Here is a 15310-nt window from a genome sequence, read left to right on the forward strand (position 1 = left end):
TCCGAGGGCTGCATCCGGTGAAAAAGAGGGTGCCGACGAGAAGCAGCCCCCAACTTCTAGGTGCCCTATTCATGCGTGCCGTGCAAGGCGACGGGTTCCCCGTTAAGGACCCTGGCGACCTGCATGACGCTCGTTGAACCCCGTTGCCAAACGCCGCTGTGGCCCATGACCGGCCCGGAGGTTTGCCCGATTGCGTCATCATTCCATCCCGTATCAAGTCGTATGAAACCCGATGCCGGATTGATGGGACTTGCGCCGTGGCCGAGGATTCCTGCCTGCAATCCCTGACTCGGCCCGACCAACATGTCGCCGGGCGCCATCAACGAATAGTGCGGGATCCGTGATGAGGAGGGGTAATCGACAACGGATGAGACTCCGTTCCCAAGACCGGCCCCGGCCACGGACACCGAACGATCGAGTTGCACACCGTGTTTCTCCGCCATTCCGAGGACAGCTCCACCGTAGCTGTAACCAATTCCTGTCAGTGCAGCGGTCGTCGTCGGACGCACAGAGTTCACGAAGTCCGCCAGCCTCGGTCCGAGGACTTTGGAGTCACGTGACGACGCGGCATCGAGGCCCTGGGGGAAGTGTCCGCCAACCCATGTGAACATTCCGGCGTCGCCGGTGTCAGGAAGCGCCTTGAGGACGTTGCTCGCCCGAAAGAGATCCGCCCTCCAATTGCTGGCATTTGACATCGTTCCTGGCACGAGGACCCCAATATTTGTGGTGGTCACGGGTAGCTCCTTTGTCGTGGCATCGAGGTGCCCCATGTAGTGAATAAAGGACTCTCCGACGGGATCGAAAGCGATAACGACAGCTGGATTCAAGGGACGCGCGGTTCCGGAACTGTCGCGCCGCACAATCGCCTTCGGATCGTGGAGGAGGAGGCCGTAGCTCGCGATGAGGGCGGTGTTCGCGGCGATGGTGGGGGCGAAGGCGACGGTGCCGGGGATCCGGCGGTAGTGGTCGTCGTAGCCGTACCGGGTGGTCAGATCGGCGTTGAGGCGATGGAGGCGTGCGATCTCGGCTTCGATGTTCAGATTGTTGGCTTTGGCGCGGTCGCCGAGAGGAATGCCGTTGAGGTTGCCGACGAGCAAGGGAACACCGGCAGTGAGAGCTTCGTGCGCGTCGTCGTCGAGTGTCGACCACCACTCTCGGACGAGGTCGGCGGACGGCGCGGCATCGAGCAGCGCGCGAAGTCGCTCGGGGTGGGCGGCCGCCCACTCGCTGAGGTTCGACTTGCGCAGCAGCGACTCGAGGAAGCCGATGCCTGTCGACTCGATTCCCTCGTCGAAGGACGCGAGGACGGTGGCCCACGCGGCGCTTCCCGTCAGTGCCGCCGGGAAGAGGCTCGAGCCCGCCGAGATGCGATAGGTCTCACGGGCGAGAGCGTTGATCTGGGACACGGCCCTGTCTTCGGCCTCGCTCAGACCCGCGGCGATGGCATCGTAAGCCTTCCGCAACGCGTGCTCTCGATCCACGAGGTCGGCGTTCTCACGCCAGTCGGCCTCCGGCGGTGTGATCGCGAGCTTGTCGACCGCGAACTGCGTGCGTTCTCGCAGGAGAGCGTCTTGTCTCGCTTCGAGCAGCCGAACCTCGGCCGCGAACGAATCGATCACGCCGCCCAGAGCTGTCAGCACGTCGGCGTGCTCGGTCGTCACGCGCTCGACGGGGTTCATCGCAACGAAGAGCTCCATCGCCTCGGGCGACTCGTAGTGCGCCGAGATCGGCCGCCACGCCTCGAGGATGCCCGCGCCCGCCTCGTGCACGGACCGACCAGTGCCTCTCAGGCGCTCTGCGAGGTCGGCGACGGCAGCCGCCCTGGGGAGGACCGGGGTGGAGGTGCCCGACTGCATCAGCGGCCACCGAAGACGGAGGCGGCCGACGCCTGGGCGTCGGCCGCCATGCTCTCGTCAGCGGCGACGTAGCCCTGTGTCGCCACGGAGGCAGCGTCGAGCACTCGTCGCGAGCGTTCTCCGGCCACGGCCACGTCGTCGACGTGCACCGACAGAAGACCCGACACGGCACCGCTGACCCGGGTCGAGGGTGCTAGCGCCGGTGGCGCGTCATCGAGAAGGCCCTCCACATCGCGTTCGTGCCGTGACAGGCTCTCGCCCGCCCTCACAACGGACGCCAAGACGCCTCGCACCCCGTCGACGTCGATCTTCCAGCCGCGCATGTTCCCCCGATCTCTGGTTCGGGTTAGATCCTCTCAGAATCCAACATGCGAAACAAACATTCGGGGGACAAGACACCGATGTTCAGTCGTCCGCGGAGAGCCTCCGCAGTTGCTCCTCGAACGGCACGACAGCGGCGAACGGGTCGTCTCGGCGAGTCGTGTGACCCGAGACGAGATCGGCCAGTTGCGCTGCTGCCCGGGCCACGCGATCCGGCAGCGTCGTCGATGTGGCGTCACCGCTCCCCCAGTCTTCGGAAGCGGCGAACACGCCCAGCGGGACGACGACGGCGCGGAGGTAGGCGAAGAGCGGCCGGATCGCGAAGTCGAGGACCATCGAGTGCCGGGCTGTTCCCGCGGTCGCCGCGATGAGGACAGGTGTGCCGGCGAGCGAGTCCTTGTCGATCACGTCGAAGAACGACTTGAACAGGCCGCTGTACGACGCCGTGAAGACCGGTGTGACCGCGATGACGCCATCGGCGGACGTGACCGAATCGATCGCCGCCTGGAGAGCCGGCCCGGCGAAGCCGGTGAGGAGGTTGTCGGTGATGTCGTGAGCGAGGTCGCGCAGCTCGATGACCTCGACCTCGACCTGGTCGCCGAGCTCGGCGAGCGAGCGGGTGGTGGCTTCGGCGAGGCGGTCGGCCAGCAGGCGCGTGGAGGACGGCTGGCTCAGCCCCGCGGCGACCACGGCGATGCGTTTGGTACTCATGATGCGATGATCCTGCGATTCTTTGCTGGGAACGACTAGAAGGAGGGAATCGCCAGAGGGTCGGACGATGCTGTGGCCGGCATGGCGGCGTCGCGCGCCGCGACCAGAGACGCGTGGGTCGGAGCGTCGGGGACGTCCGCGGGGCGGTTTATTGCGAACTCCTTTCGGAGCACCGGCACGACCTCTTCACCGAGCAGGTCGAGCTGCTCGAGGACGGTCTTGAGCGGAAGCCCAGCGTGGTCCATCAGGAACAACTGGCGCTGGTAGTCGCCGACGTAGTCGCGGAAGCCCAGGGTGCGGTCGATGACCTGCTGCGGGCTGCCGACGGTGAGGGGCGTCTGAGCCGTGAAGTCCTCGAGGGAGGGGCCGTGACCGTAGACCGGCGCATTGTCGAAGTACGGACGGAACTGCTTGATGGCATCCTGCGAGTTCTTCGCCATGAAGGCCTGCCCGCCGAGTCCGACGATCGCCTGCGCGGCGGTGCCGTGTCCGTAGTGCTCGAAGCGCTCCCGGTAGAGGCGGACCATCTGCGCCGTGTGCGACGCGGGCCAGAAGATGTGGTTGGCGAAGAAGCCGTCGCCGTAGAAGGCGGCCTGCTCGGCGATCTCGGTCGAGCGGATCGATCCGTGCCAGACGAAGGGGCGACGTCGTCGAGGGGACGCGGGGTGGCGGTGAAGCCCTGGAGCGGCGTGCGGAAGTGGCCCTTCCAGTCGACGACCTCCTCGGTCCAGAGGCGGTGCAGCAGGGCGTAGTTCTCGATGGCGAGATTGATGCCCTGGCGGATGTCCTTGCCGAACCAGGGGTAGACCGGGCCCGTGTTGCCGCGGCCGAGCGTCAGGTCGACTCGACCGCCCGTGATGTGCTGCAGGAGCGAGAAGTCTTCGGCGATCTTCACGGGGTCGTTGGTCGTGATCAGCGTGGTCGCCGTGGACAGGATGATGTGGTCCGTCTGCGCGGCGATGTAGGCGAGAAGCGTCGTCGGACTGGAGTTCGCGAAGGGCGGGTTGTGGTGCTCGCCCGGCGCGTACACGTCGAGTCCGACTTCCTCGGCCTTCTTCGCGATCGTGATCATCGCGTTGAGCCGCTCGTTCTCGGTCGGCGTGCGGCCCGTCGTCGGGTCGGTCGTGATGTCGCCGACGGAGAAGATGCCGAACTGCAGTGGACTTGCGACCGGCGCCGTGCTGTTGTCTGCCATGACCTCACCCTAACTCATCTATATGCGTTTGCATACATTCTGGTTCAACGTCGAGCGGGCGGAGTTATTCCCGGAACCGAAAACGGCTCCCGACACCGAGAGTTCGGGCGTCGGGAGCCGTTTCCGGTCGCGCGAGCGGTTACTTGATCTGACCGGCGAGCGTGTTCTGCAGGATCGTCAGGGACTCCTTGGGCGTCTTCCCCGACAGGACGTTCTGCCCGAAGGTCGACATGGGCGTCGTGCTGTCGACGTAGGTGACGTTCGCGAACAGCGCGCTGCCGCCGGGTGCTGCCCAGGTCTTCGAGATCGGCTGCCAGCTCGAGACGATCTTCACCTGGTTGGGGTCGGACTGGAACTCGGGAGTCGACGCGATCGATTTCAGCACGGGAAGGCCGATGCCGGTCTTCTTCGTCCACAGCTCCGACATGTGCTTGTAGTAATAGGTCAGGAACGCCTCGCTGTCCTTCTGCGAGGGTGTGTTCTTGTACATCATGATGTTGTTCGGGAAATAGAGGGCCCCCTTCTTGCCGGAGTCGCTCGTCAGGGGATCGCCGACGACGAGGTCGGCCGCCGTGCTCCCTCCGACGTTGGCCGCGAGGCCGGGGACGTCGATCCCCATGGCGAACTTCTCGGCCTTCCACTGCGAGTTCGAGTTCGTCGCCGTGTAGCTGATCGCTCCCGGATCGACGTAGCCCTTCCGGATGTTCTCCTCGATGAACTCGAGGGCCTGGATGTTGGCGTCGGTCACCAGGTTCGGCTTGCCTTCGGCGTCGAAGATGCCCCCGCCGTTGTTGATCATGACGCCGACGATCATCTGGAAGGCGTTGCCGCCGCTCGGATTGCCGTTCGCGGCAAAGCCGAAGACGCCGATCTTCTTCAGGGCGGCTGCGGCGTCGAGGTACGACTGCCAGTCGGTGGGCGGTGTGGCGCCGGCCTTCTCGAGGAGGCTCTTGTTGTACCAGAGCACGCGCATGTCGAGGTTGTACGGGATCGCCACGTAGCCGTTGGGTGTCTTCATCGTGTCGAGCAGACCGGGTAGGAAGTCGTCGTGGAGGCCGTTGGCCTTCCACGTGTCGACGAGATCGTCGGCCTCGGCGATGAAGCCCTGCTTGGCGAACTGGAACGCCTGGGTACCACCTCCGGAGCTGACCGCGGGGCCCGTCTTCGACGCCATGGCCGTTGCGAACGTCTGCGTGAAGTTGGCCCACTGAACCGCCTGATAGCTCGGCGCCGCGAGACCCGAGCTCGGTTTGAACGACAGGACGAGTTTCTTGTCCAGCGGATTGAACGCCGGTCCGCCCCAGGGCATGTTCCAGAATTTGAGGGCCCGGGTGGAACCGGAGCCGGAGCCCCTCCCGTAGTGCAGGCGGCCAGAGACGTGACGGCTGCTGCGCCGCCGATGAGACCCAGGAACCCGCGACGGGAAACGGTTGCTCTCGTTGTCGACATTGACGGTCCTTTCGCCCCGGACGCGTCCAGAGCTTGTTCTTCGTTGAACGGGAATATTTGCGCAAATCATCTGCCTCGGTTTGCGTTGGCAGAAGTATGCCGCTCGATTTGTTGCGAGGCAAGACAAATTATTTTGCGCAAACGGGTAGTCGGCTTAGAGTGGCGAGATGACCGCTGTCCGTCCGACGCTCGAGGTCGTCGCCCGCCTGGCCGGAACCAGTGTCCCGACGGTCTCGAAGGTGCTTCGCGGCGGCACGGACGTCTCCGATGCGACTCGCCGACACGTGCTCGCGGCGGTCGCCACGACGGGCTATCGATCGAGGTCGGCTTCGAGCCGACGCTCGGAGACGACGGCCATGCCGACGCTGGTCGATCTCGTCATGACGGCCGTCGACAACGCCTGGGCGACCCGCGCCCTGAGCGGCATCGAGCAGGCGGCCACCGACGCCGGCATCGGTGTCGTCATGACCATCGCGCGCGACAGCGACGAGTGGCTCACGCGGTTGCTCCGGCGTCACTCCGAAGGGGCCGTCATCGTAGGCCTCGGCCCGTCGTCCGCGCAGATCAGCGGCCTGGCGGCAGCCGGCATCCCGGTCGTCCTCGTCGACCCGGTGGTTCGGCCGCCCGACGACGTTCCGAGCGTGGGCTCGACGAACTGGGAGGGCGGGCGCTCCGCCGGCGAGCATCTCGCCGCGCTCGGCCACCGGCGCATCGGGATCGTCGACGCCGGCCCGGGAACCCTCTACAACGCCGCCCGTGTCGACGGGTTCCGGTCGGCCCTGACGACCGCGGGCCTCGACCTGCCGGCCTCGCGCATCGTTCACGGCGACTGGTCACGCCCGACGGCCTACGAAGCGGTCCTCCCCGTCCTGGCGGCAGAAGAGCGTCCCACGGCCTTGTTCGCGTGCTCCGAGAGCATGGCGTTCGGCATCTATGACGCCGCTGCGACGCTCGGACTCAGGATCCCGCAGGATCTCAGCGTGGTCGGCTTCGACGACCTTCCGGAGGCTCAGTGGGCGACTCCTCCGATGACCACCGTCCAGCAGCCGACGGCGGAAATGGGTTCGGTGGCCCTGCGGATCCTGCTCGACACGATCCGGGACCAACGCTCGCCACGAGGTCGGGCCGGGCGCACGACGAGGATCGAACTGGCGACGCATTTCCTGGTGCGGGCGTCGACGGCACCGCCGTCGGGTGCAGAAGCGCCCTGAGGTCAGTCGAGTTCGCAGGCGATGCCGTCGCCGTCGCGATCCGACTTCTTGTTGGCGTTGTAGAGGGCGGTGTCGAATTTCACTTTGCCTTTGAGGGCGCGGTGGGTCACCTTGCCCTTCGACGTGACGGTGTTGTTCTTGACGCCCGCTTTGGCGATGCCGCCGGAGTACGTCTTATGGACGGCGGTGCAGTTCGCATAGGCCTTCGGCGAAGCGGATGCCGCGTCGGCGGCCACAACGGACGGCACGGCGATTGCGACCGTCAGCACGGTCGCGGCGATGGCCAAGCGCGGGGAGATCATGGTGCGAAGGTAGCGAGCCGTCGGGGTGACGCGGCAGCCCCAGTGCGAGCGCCCCTCGTTCGGGTGCCGCGTCGAGGCGGCAGTCAGTAGGGAAGGTCGGCTTCGGTTGCCGGCGGAGCCAAGCGCAGGAACCGCTGCGCGATCTGGGCCTTCGAGTAGGGCCCGTCGAGCTCGGCCGTGTACTGCGGGGTGTCGAACTCGATCCACCAGACCGGCGCGAGCCCGCCGACGGCGGAGATGCCGGGCCAGGCGGATCCTCCGTGGCGGACGACGAGGCCGGTGGCGCCGTTGGGAAAGGGGGTCGCGGCGTCCTCGTCTTTGTCGACCACATAGACCTGCACGCCGATGCCGAACCCCGTGTCGAGGTTCGTCGGCGAGGCGGCTCCTCGGATGCGGCGACCGAACATGCGGTCATCTTCGCATGGACGGGCGCCGGCTGTCAGGGAAAGTCGAGAGCCGTCGGACGGGAAGCGTATAGTTAGTTCACGTTAAGTAACTAGTTTTCCCCCGACATTCACACCACGGAGCACCGGCTTGCCCACCTTCCTCACCAAAGACCACCCGAAGTACAAATGGGTCGCACTCAGCAACACCACTCTCGGCATGCTCATGGCGACGATCAACTCGTCGATCGTGATCATCTCCTCCCCGCGATCTTCAAGGGCATCGACCTGAACCCGCTCGAAGCGGGCAACGTCAGCTATCTGCTCTGGATGCTCATGGGCTACATGCTCATCACGGCCGTCCTCGTCGTCACCTTCGGGCGACTCGGTGACATGTACGGTCGGGTGCGCATCTACAACCTCGGCTTCGTCGTGTTCACGCTGGGCTCCATCGCCCTGGCCTTCGACCCGTTCATGGGCGGATCGGGCGCCATGTGGCTGATCATCATGCGGTTGGTCCAGGGCATCGGCGGTGCCATGCTGTTCGCCAACTCGACCGCGATCCTGACCGACGCCTTCCCCGCGAACAAGCGCGGAATGGCCCTCGGCATCAACCAGGTCGCGGCCATCGCCGGATCGTTCATCGGTCTGATCGTCGGCGGCCTCCTGTCGACCATCGACTGGCGCGCCGTCTTCTTCGTGAGCGTCCCGGTCGGGATCATCGGCACCATCTGGTCGTACAAGTCGCTGCACGAGGTGGGCACCAAGAACCGCGGCAAGCTCGACTGGCCCGGCAACATCGCCTTCGCCATCGGCCTCACCGCCGTGCTCGCCGCCATCACGTACGGCATCCAGCCCTACGGAGGGTCGTCGACCGGCTGGTCGAACCCGTGGGTTCTCGCGGGAATCATCGGCGGCGTGATCCTGCTCGTCGTCTTCGTCTTCATCGAGCTGCGGACGAAACAGCCGATGTTCGAGATGCGGCTGTTCAAGATCCGCTCCTTCGCCATGGCGAACCTCGCGGGGCTCCTGGCGTCGATCGGTCGAGGCGGCCTCCAGTTCATGCTGATCATCTGGCTGCAGGGCATCTGGCTGCCGCTGCACGGGTACTCGTACGAGCAGACCCCGCTGTGGGCAGGCATCTACCTGCTGCCTCTCACGGTCGGATTCCTCGTCGCAGGGCCGCTCTCCGGCATCCTGTCCGACCGCTTCGGCGCGCGCTTCTTCGCCACGGCCGGTCTCACGCTGGTCGCCGCGATGTTCGTCGGTCTGCTCCTGCTGCCGGTCAACTTCAACTACGGCGCCTTCGCCGTCATCACGTTCCTCTCCGGCATCGGCTCGGGCATGTTCGGGGCGCCGAACCGCACCGCGATCATGAACAGCGTTCCGGCGAACCAGCGCGGTTCGGCCTCCGGCATGGCCGGCACTGTGCAGAACGCCGGAACGTCGCTCTCCATCGGCATCTTCTTCTCGCTGATGATCGCGGGCCTCGCGACGACGCTGCCGGCCACGCTCAAGTCGGGCCTGACGTCGCACGGCGTCTCGACGGCGATCGCCGACAAGATCTCGCAGACTCCCCGGTCGGCACCCTGTTCTCGGCATTCCTCGGCTACAACCCGATCCAGAACCTGCTCGGCTCGAAGGTGCTGTCCGGCCTCTCGTCGGCCGACCGGAATGCCCTGATCGGCAAGGAGTTCTTCCCGCAGCTCATCTCAGGGCCGTTCCATCACGGACTCGTCGTCGTGTTCCTGGCCGCCACGATCATGACGGTCGTCGCGGCGGTCGCGTCGCTGATCCGCGGCAAGAAGTACGTGCACCTCGAGCTGCCCACCGGCTCCGTCGACATCGTCGAGGGCGGAGCTGACACGCCCGCCGAGACCGTGTCCGAGGACGGCGCCGCGGGTGCCGGTGCATCCGGTGCCGGTGCATCCGGTGCCGACGCCTCCGTCTCGGCGGGGAGACACCGGTGAGCTCGCCCGGGTCGTCGGTCGTGAGCGAGGGGGCGCAGGATCCTGCCCCCGTCGACCGCGACGACGTCCCGGCCCGCTTCGCGTTCGCCGTCGGCCGCCTGAACCGCCTTCTCCGGCCGTCCGGGGCTGCGCTCAGTCCGGCGCTGCTCCTCGCCCTGTCGACCGTCGTGCGGCGCGGTCCGGTCCGGCCGTCCGAGCTCGGCCGGATCGAAGGCGTCGCGGCACCGACGGCGACCCGGCTCATCGTCGACCTGGAGTCGCGCGGACTCGTCGACCGGACCCCGGACCCCGACGACGGGCGCTCGTTCTTCGTCGAGGCGACCGCTGCCGGAGTCGACGCGGTGATCGCTGCGCGCCGGGAACGCGCCGAACACGCCTCCGCGCTCCTCGCCACGCTCGACGAGTCGGGTCGCGCCGCGGTGCTCGACGCGCTCGAGTCGCTCGAGAAGCTGGCGGACTCGCGCGAGCTGTAGGTCTGCGCGTCGCCTCTCGTGCCGGCCCCTGCCCTGCCGGCCCCCTCCCCTGCCGCCCCCTGCCCTGCCCGTCCCTCCCGAAATCGAAGGGGATCCTCGCGCAGGCCGCCCGGGAAGTGCGATGCACGGGGCGTCGGGCGAAAATCCCCTTCGATTTCGGGAGGTGGGCCGCAGGCGGGCGGCGCGCAGGCCGCAGGCAGGCAGGCAGGCAGGCGTGAGCGGCGTCAGCCGGGGTCGCGGACGACCCGCACCGAGCCCGTGCGCGGCAGGGAGACCGTGCGGATCGACGAGGTCGCGACCTGGATCGACGACGTGATGGTGCGGATCGACGAGGTCGAGAGGGTGACCTGCCCGTGGCCGTGCAGCGGGAACCCGCGCCGGGCCACGACGATCACCCCGAAGCTGCCGGCGATGACCACCGCGGCGGCGAAGGGAAGCGCACCGAGGCCGGTGACTCCCAGGACCTGTGCCCCGATGGCCGCTCCGGCGGCGATCCCGACGTTGGACGCGCCGTTGACGAGGGCTCCGGCGATGTCGGGGCTGACTCCTCCGGTGCGGATGGCGGCGGCCATGAAGAGGGTGCCGGTGGTCCCGTTCGCGGCCATCCAGAGGCCGGCGACGACGAAGGTCGCCGCCAGCGAGCCGTGAACGAACGGCAGCGCGGCGAGGGCCAGAGCCATGACGGCCACCGCGACCAGGAGGGTCTGACGCGGCGCGCGGTCGACGAAAGACCCGGCCGCGAGCAACCCCACGATTCCGGTTCCGCCGAGAACGAGCAGGGCGCCGCCGATCGACTGCTGCTGCAGCCCCGCCCCGACCAGGTAGGGGCCGACGTAGGTGTAGACGACGTAGTGGCCCGCGAAGAGCAGCAGGTCGGCGACACCGACGCCGATCAACCCGGATCGGGCCCAGGATCGCCCCGACCCGAGATGCGGATGCGACTCGCCCTTCACGTGCGGCAGGAACGCTACCGCCACGAGGGCGAGGATCGCTGAGGCCACGGCCACCGCACCGACCGCGAGTCGCCAGCCGAGGTGGTCTCCGACCGTGGTCGCGACGGGCACGCCGATCACGAAGCCGAGAGACGACCCCGAGTAGACGAACGCGATGGCCCGACCCGCGAGGCGCGGCGGGACGATCCGGGTTGCGTAGGCCGAAGCGACCGAGAAGAAGAGCGCGTGCGCGATCCCGCCGATGACGCGGCCGGCGCAGACGAACGCGAAGTTCGGTGCCAGGGCGACCATGAGGTTGGAGACGGCGTACCCGGCCAGGGTGACGACGAGCACGGCGCGCCGCGGGAAGTGGGAGGTCGCCCAGGTCAGCGGCAGGGCCAGGATCGCGACGGCGAGGGCGTACACGGTGACGACGAGCCCCATGGTCGAGACGTCGACGCCGAGGCTCGCGCTCATCGGCGAGAGGAGGCCGACCGGCATCAGTTCGGTGGTGATCGCGAAGAACGTCGCGAGCCCCAGCACCGCGATCCCGACGACGGAGGCGGCTGTCAGGGTCTGAGGCGGGGGCGTGGCAGGGGTGAGCGTCGGGACGCTACGGGTGCTGGTGGCGGTCACGGGACTCCTCGTGACCGCGACGACACCTCCGGCGCGGACGCCGTGGCACCCGAACGATCGAGCCTCGGCTCGTGTTCGGGGTGAGACTCGTCGCGGTCTGCTGCTTGATCGAGAGCTGCCGGTAGGTGAACCGGTGCCGCTCGAAGGGATGCTGTGCGGATGGGTGTTGTTCGAATGGTGCTTGCCACTCCACGACGAGTGAGTCCTTCAAGTCTGAGGGAGCGGGCGCACGCCCGCAAGTCCCCTAGCTGGGGAGTCTCTTGTGATCCCCGATCACTCGGCGTCGCGGCGCGACTGGTTGTCGCGCGGACCACCGCGCAGGAGCCTGCGAACGCGGGGAACCGCAAGCCCGAGGATGTCGCCGATGTCGCGCCGCGTGACGCCGGCCTCGTCGAGCGACAGAGCGGCGTTGCCGAGCGCCTCCCACTCGGAGTCGAGGGCGTCGTCCGACGTCTTGCGGAACGATTCGGCGCGTTCGAGCTCGAGCGCGACGTCGCCGGGATAGATGACGGTGATGGCGATGTCGAGGCTGTCGGGGTCGGCGTCTTCGAAGTCGGCGATGAAGGCGCGGGCGACGGATTCCGCCTCGCCGAGCCAGCGGGCTTCGGCCACTCCGCCGATGGGGGCGACTTCGAGGAGCCAGGCGGCTCCGTCGCGGCTGACGGTGACGTCGTACGAGAGGAAGGCATACGTCGAGTGTGACAGGTGCGGCTGTACCCCGAACCCCGCCTTGCCCAGACGCGGGCGCGTAGACGGGGAGGATGAAAGCACTCACCTACCAGTCCGTCGAGAACGTCAGCGTCGAAGAGGTCGCCGATCCGACGATCGTCGAGCCGACCGACGCGATCATCCGGGTCACCTCGGCCGCCATCTGCGGCAGCGACCTGCACCTGTACGACGTCTTCGGGCCGTACCTCGACAAGGGCGACGTCCTGGGCCACGAGACCATGGGCGTCGTCACCGCCGTCGGTTCCGCCGTGACGAGGGTCGCGGTCGGCGATCGGGTCGTCGTGCCCTTCGTCATCGCGTGCGGCGAGTGCTTCATGTGCGATCGGGGGCTGTTCTCACAGTGCGAGACGACGCAGGTGACCGAGTACGGCTCGGGAGCCACCCTCTACGGCTACACGAAGCTCTACGGCCAGGTTCCCGGCGGCCAAGCCGAGCAGCTCGCCATCAAGCGCGCTGACTTCAACCTCATCACGGTCGGAAAAGACCTCCCGGACGATCGCTATCTCTTCCTCAGCGACATCCTCCCGACCGCCTGGCAGGGCGTCGAGTACGCCGAGGTGCCCGACGGGGGAACCGTCGTCGTGCTGGGACTCGGGCCGGTCGGGCAGTTCGCGAGCAGGATCGGCGTGCACCGCGGGTACCGCGTCATCGCGGTCGATCCGGTGGTCGAGCGACGCGCCCTCGCCGAGAAGCACGGCGTCGAGACGCTGGATCTGACCGATGACGTGGCCGAGACGATCTCGAAGCTCACGGGCGGTCGGGGCCCGGACTCCGTCGTCGACGCCGTCGGCATGGAGGCGCACGATCACGGAGCCGTGGGCCTGTTCCAGAAGGCCGCGGCCGCGCTGCCGGACAGGATCGCCCAACCCCTGATGCAAAAGGCCGGCGTCGACAGCCTGGGTGCCATGCACCTCGCGTTCGACATCGTCCGCCGGGGCGGCACCGTGTCGCTCAGCGGCGTCTACGGCGGAACGGCCGACCCGACGCCGTTCCTGAGCCTGTTCGACAAACAGATCACTCTCCGCATGGGGCAGTGCAACGTGCACCGGTGGACCAGCACCCTGCTGCCGCTCGTGGAGGATCCTGCCGACCCCCTGGGGACCGAGGATCTGGTGACGCACCACGTGCCGCTGGACCGTGCGCCCGAGATGTACGAGATCTTCAAGAAGAAGGAGGACGGCTGCATCAAGGTCGTCCTGAAACCGTGAGCGCGACGCCCTCGGGGCGGCGGCAACGCTGGCTCGTCGGTGTGACGGAGTACGCCGGTCTGACGGCCTATACGGGCGGGATCGGAAGGCACTACGCCTCCCTGCTTCCCGCTGTCGTACGTCAGAGCATCGACGTCGGCCTGGTCGTCTTCGCCGAAGACGATCTGGCGCCCGGACGGGTCGTCGAGGGGGTCCGACTCCTAGCCCGACATCGACGCGCGAAAGGTCCCGAGTGGCTTCAACCCGTTCTTCGAGCCCTTCGGTTCCGCCGTGACGTGGCGCGTTTCCGGCCCGACCGCGTCTTCCTGCCCGAGTGGGCGGGACTCGGTGCCCTCCTTCCGGCCGACGTCGATCTGGTGACGAACTTGGCCACGTCGATGCGCCTGTCCAACGAGGTCTCGGGCGTCGCGCGGCGCTCACTCCCCGCGACCGTCGTCGGATCGCTGCGGTCCAATCCTGGTGTGAGGATCGCCAGATCCGACGCTCACGCGGTGTGATCCCCATTTCTGAAGCCATGCTCGAGCGAAACCGCAGGCTCCTGGGCGACCTGCCGCCGGCTGCCGTCGTTCGAAACTGCATCGACGTGGCGGCCGTCCGCCGGGGAATCACGGCGAGCGACCTCCCCGCCCACTGGCCCGAGGGGTTCGCTCCGATCGTGCTGTTCCTCGGCCGTCTGGAACGGAAGAAGGGCGTCGAAGTCGCGTTCCGTGCTTTCGCAACCCTCGCCGACTCGCAGCCCACCGCCCGTCTGGTTCTCGCCGGCGCAACCGGGGACAGCCGCTTCGAGCCGACGCGCCAACAGCTGTTGACTCTCCTTCCCGAGTCCGCTCGGTCGCGCGTGGTCTTCCTGGGCCATGTCGAGGGGCCGTCCCTGTATCGCGGAATCGCTGCCGCGTCCGTGGTCGTCTGTCCCTCCCTGTGGGAGGGCTTCGGGCAGGTCGCCCTCGAGGCCAAGGCCCTCGGGTCGCCGGTGGTCGTCACGAGTGGCAGCGGCTTCGACGACTTCTGTGTCGACGGGGACGACTGTCTGATGGTGCCGCCCGGTGATCCGGTGAGGCTCGCGACGGCGATCGAACGTCTCCTCGGCGACCGCGGTCTCGTCACGGCCTTGACGACGCGGGCGACCGTCGGAGTCCTGGACTTCACCGCCGACGCGGTTGCTCCCGACCTCGTCGCCGCGGTCGAAGACCTCACCGTCGCGGGCACACGGATGCGGTCGATGTCAGGGCGCTGATCCGGCCCGTCGCCACCCGTTTTCCACTCTCTCGACGAGCCCGTCGCGCTCGAACGCCTCGAGCCAGCCGGTCATCGGCCACTGGCCCCAGAGCGACGCGAAGCGGGCGCCGTTGCGAAGGATGTCGTCGAGATGCTGGACCGGTGGCGTCGTCGTCGGGTGGTACTGGTGATAGGCATCGGCGCCGCCCACCCAGACCAACGGAACGTGTCGTTGCCGAAGGCGCCGTCCGAAGTCGGTGTCCTCGCCGCCGTATCCCTCGAAGCTGCCGTCGAATCCCCCTGCAGTGCGCCAGCCGCGTGCCGTCACGGCGAACGAGAGGGACCAGAACAGGTCGTACTCCGACTCCGAGGCCCGTCGCTCGGTTCCTGGGTCCGGTGCGGGACGCGCGAGATGCGGAGCCGTCGCGGCAGCGAGCCGAGCCGGGGCGAGATCGCCGAATCCTTCGGGAAGATAGGTGACAGGGCCGCTCAGGACGGCGTCGGGGTGGCGCATCGCCGCCTCCCGGTAGCCCCGGATCAGGTTCGGCCCGGGCACGCAGTCCGCGTCGAGGAAGACGACGAGTTCGGCACCGTCGCGAAGGGCTCGCTCGGCGGCGGCATTGCGCCCCGCGGCCAGCCGTAACCCGTGTTCTCCCGGGGGACCCGCAGGATCAGGTCCGCGCCGAGATCCGGGGCGGCGTCACCTCCCAGCCACGTGA

The 15310-nt window shown here is 67.6% G+C and carries 16 protein-coding genes and 1 pseudogene; 7 read left to right on the plus strand and 10 right to left on the minus strand.

Annotation, left to right across the window (positions count from 1 at the left end; translation table 11 throughout):
• Window positions 1-65: 65 nt before the first annotated feature.
• The 5 genes and pseudogenes from QUE79_RS14855 to QUE79_RS14875 form a co-directional block, all read right to left on the minus strand.
• The gene (locus QUE79_RS14855; RefSeq protein WP_286343770.1) at window positions 66-1697 is read right to left on the minus strand and encodes a hypothetical protein; all 1632 of its coding nucleotides are present in this window, start codon (window positions 1695-1697) and stop codon (window positions 66-68) included.
• A 158-nt stretch (window positions 1698-1855) separates the two neighbouring features.
• Window positions 1856-2179 (minus strand): DUF6507 family protein, encoded by a 324-nt coding sequence (locus QUE79_RS14860; protein WP_286343771.1) that lies wholly within the window; start codon window positions 2177-2179, stop codon window positions 1856-1858.
• Window positions 2180-2261: 82 nt separating this feature from the next.
• Complete coding sequence (locus tag QUE79_RS14865; protein WP_286343772.1) at window positions 2262-2888, minus strand: FMN reductase; 627 nt, start codon at window positions 2886-2888, stop codon at window positions 2262-2264.
• 35 nt (window positions 2889-2923) lie between these two features.
• Window positions 2924-4047 (minus strand): annotated as a pseudogene (locus QUE79_RS14870) (LLM class flavin-dependent oxidoreductase).
• A gap of 175 nt (window positions 4048-4222) precedes the next feature.
• On the minus strand, window positions 4223-5392 hold the full coding sequence (locus QUE79_RS14875; RefSeq protein WP_286343773.1) for an ABC transporter substrate-binding protein: 1170 nt from the start codon (window positions 5390-5392) through the stop codon (window positions 4223-4225).
• 307 nt (window positions 5393-5699) lie between these two features.
• On the opposite strand from QUE79_RS14875, the gene QUE79_RS14880 reads away from it, so the two are divergent.
• Window positions 5700-6743 (plus strand): LacI family DNA-binding transcriptional regulator, encoded by a 1044-nt coding sequence (locus QUE79_RS14880; RefSeq protein WP_286343774.1) that lies wholly within the window; start codon window positions 5700-5702, stop codon window positions 6741-6743.
• A 2-nt stretch (window positions 6744-6745) separates the two neighbouring features.
• Here QUE79_RS14880 and QUE79_RS14885 read toward each other — a convergent pair whose 3' ends face one another.
• Window positions 6746-7045 carry an excalibur calcium-binding domain-containing protein gene (locus tag QUE79_RS14885; protein ID WP_286343775.1) on the minus strand — a complete coding sequence of 100 codons (300 nt, stop codon included), beginning with the start codon at window positions 7043-7045 and terminating at the stop codon, window positions 6746-6748.
• Window positions 7046-7128: 83 nt separating this feature from the next.
• Window positions 7129-7452 carry a hypothetical protein gene (locus QUE79_RS14890; protein WP_286343776.1) on the minus strand — a complete coding sequence of 108 codons (324 nt, stop codon included), beginning with the start codon at window positions 7450-7452 and terminating at the stop codon, window positions 7129-7131.
• Window positions 7453-7617: 165 nt separating this feature from the next.
• Here QUE79_RS14890 and QUE79_RS14895 point away from each other — a divergent pair, with 165 nt between their 5' ends.
• From QUE79_RS14895 to QUE79_RS14905, 3 genes are read left to right on the plus strand one after another with little or no spacing between them, the layout of a single operon-like run.
• Window positions 7618-9111 (plus strand): MFS transporter, encoded by a 1494-nt coding sequence (locus tag QUE79_RS14895; RefSeq protein WP_286343777.1) that lies wholly within the window; start codon window positions 7618-7620, stop codon window positions 9109-9111.
• Window positions 9072-9398 carry a hypothetical protein gene (locus QUE79_RS14900; protein ID WP_286343778.1) on the plus strand — a complete coding sequence of 109 codons (327 nt, stop codon included), beginning with the start codon at window positions 9072-9074 and terminating at the stop codon, window positions 9396-9398. The genes QUE79_RS14895 and QUE79_RS14900 overlap by 40 nt, the downstream gene beginning before the upstream one ends.
• On the plus strand, window positions 9395-9871 hold the full coding sequence (locus QUE79_RS14905; protein WP_286343779.1) for a MarR family winged helix-turn-helix transcriptional regulator: 477 nt from the start codon (window positions 9395-9397) through the stop codon (window positions 9869-9871). The genes QUE79_RS14900 and QUE79_RS14905 overlap by 4 nt, the downstream gene beginning before the upstream one ends.
• Before the next feature lie 224 nt (window positions 9872-10095).
• Here QUE79_RS14905 and QUE79_RS14910 read toward each other — a convergent pair whose 3' ends face one another.
• Both QUE79_RS14910 and QUE79_RS14915 read right to left on the minus strand, forming a co-directional pair.
• On the minus strand, window positions 10096-11439 hold the full coding sequence (locus QUE79_RS14910) for an MFS transporter (protein ID WP_286343780.1): 1344 nt from the start codon (window positions 11437-11439) through the stop codon (window positions 10096-10098).
• Between the two features lie 273 nt (window positions 11440-11712).
• Window positions 11713-12210, minus strand: a complete 498-nt coding sequence (locus tag QUE79_RS14915; protein ID WP_286343781.1) for a hypothetical protein — start codon at window positions 12208-12210, stop codon at window positions 11713-11715.
• Here QUE79_RS14915 and QUE79_RS14920 point away from each other — a divergent pair.
• The 3 genes from QUE79_RS14920 to QUE79_RS14930 are packed head-to-tail and all read left to right on the plus strand — an operon-like array spanning window position 12201 to window position 14610.
• The gene (locus QUE79_RS14920) at window positions 12201-13376 is read left to right on the plus strand and encodes an alcohol dehydrogenase catalytic domain-containing protein (RefSeq protein ID WP_286343782.1); all 1176 of its coding nucleotides are present in this window, start codon (window positions 12201-12203) and stop codon (window positions 13374-13376) included. The genes QUE79_RS14915 and QUE79_RS14920 overlap by 10 nt on opposite strands.
• Window positions 13373-13873, plus strand: coding sequence for a glycosyltransferase family protein (locus QUE79_RS14925; protein WP_286343783.1), 501 nt, complete (start codon window positions 13373-13375; stop codon window positions 13871-13873). The genes QUE79_RS14920 and QUE79_RS14925 overlap by 4 nt, the downstream gene beginning before the upstream one ends.
• A 17-nt stretch (window positions 13874-13890) precedes the next feature.
• On the plus strand, window positions 13891-14610 hold the full coding sequence (locus QUE79_RS14930) for a glycosyltransferase family 4 protein (protein WP_286343784.1): 720 nt from the start codon (window positions 13891-13893) through the stop codon (window positions 14608-14610).
• On the opposite strand, the gene QUE79_RS14935 is transcribed toward QUE79_RS14930, so the two are convergent.
• On the minus strand, window positions 14599-15147 hold the full coding sequence (locus QUE79_RS14935) for a glycosyltransferase family 2 protein (protein ID WP_434011007.1): 549 nt from the start codon (window positions 15145-15147) through the stop codon (window positions 14599-14601). The genes QUE79_RS14930 and QUE79_RS14935 overlap by 12 nt on opposite strands.
• Window positions 15148-15310 lie beyond the last annotated feature (163 nt).

The sequence above is a fragment of the Frondihabitans sucicola genome (assembly GCF_030296615.1).
GTDB classification, from domain to species: domain Bacteria; phylum Actinomycetota; class Actinomycetes; order Actinomycetales; family Microbacteriaceae; genus Frondihabitans; species Frondihabitans sucicola.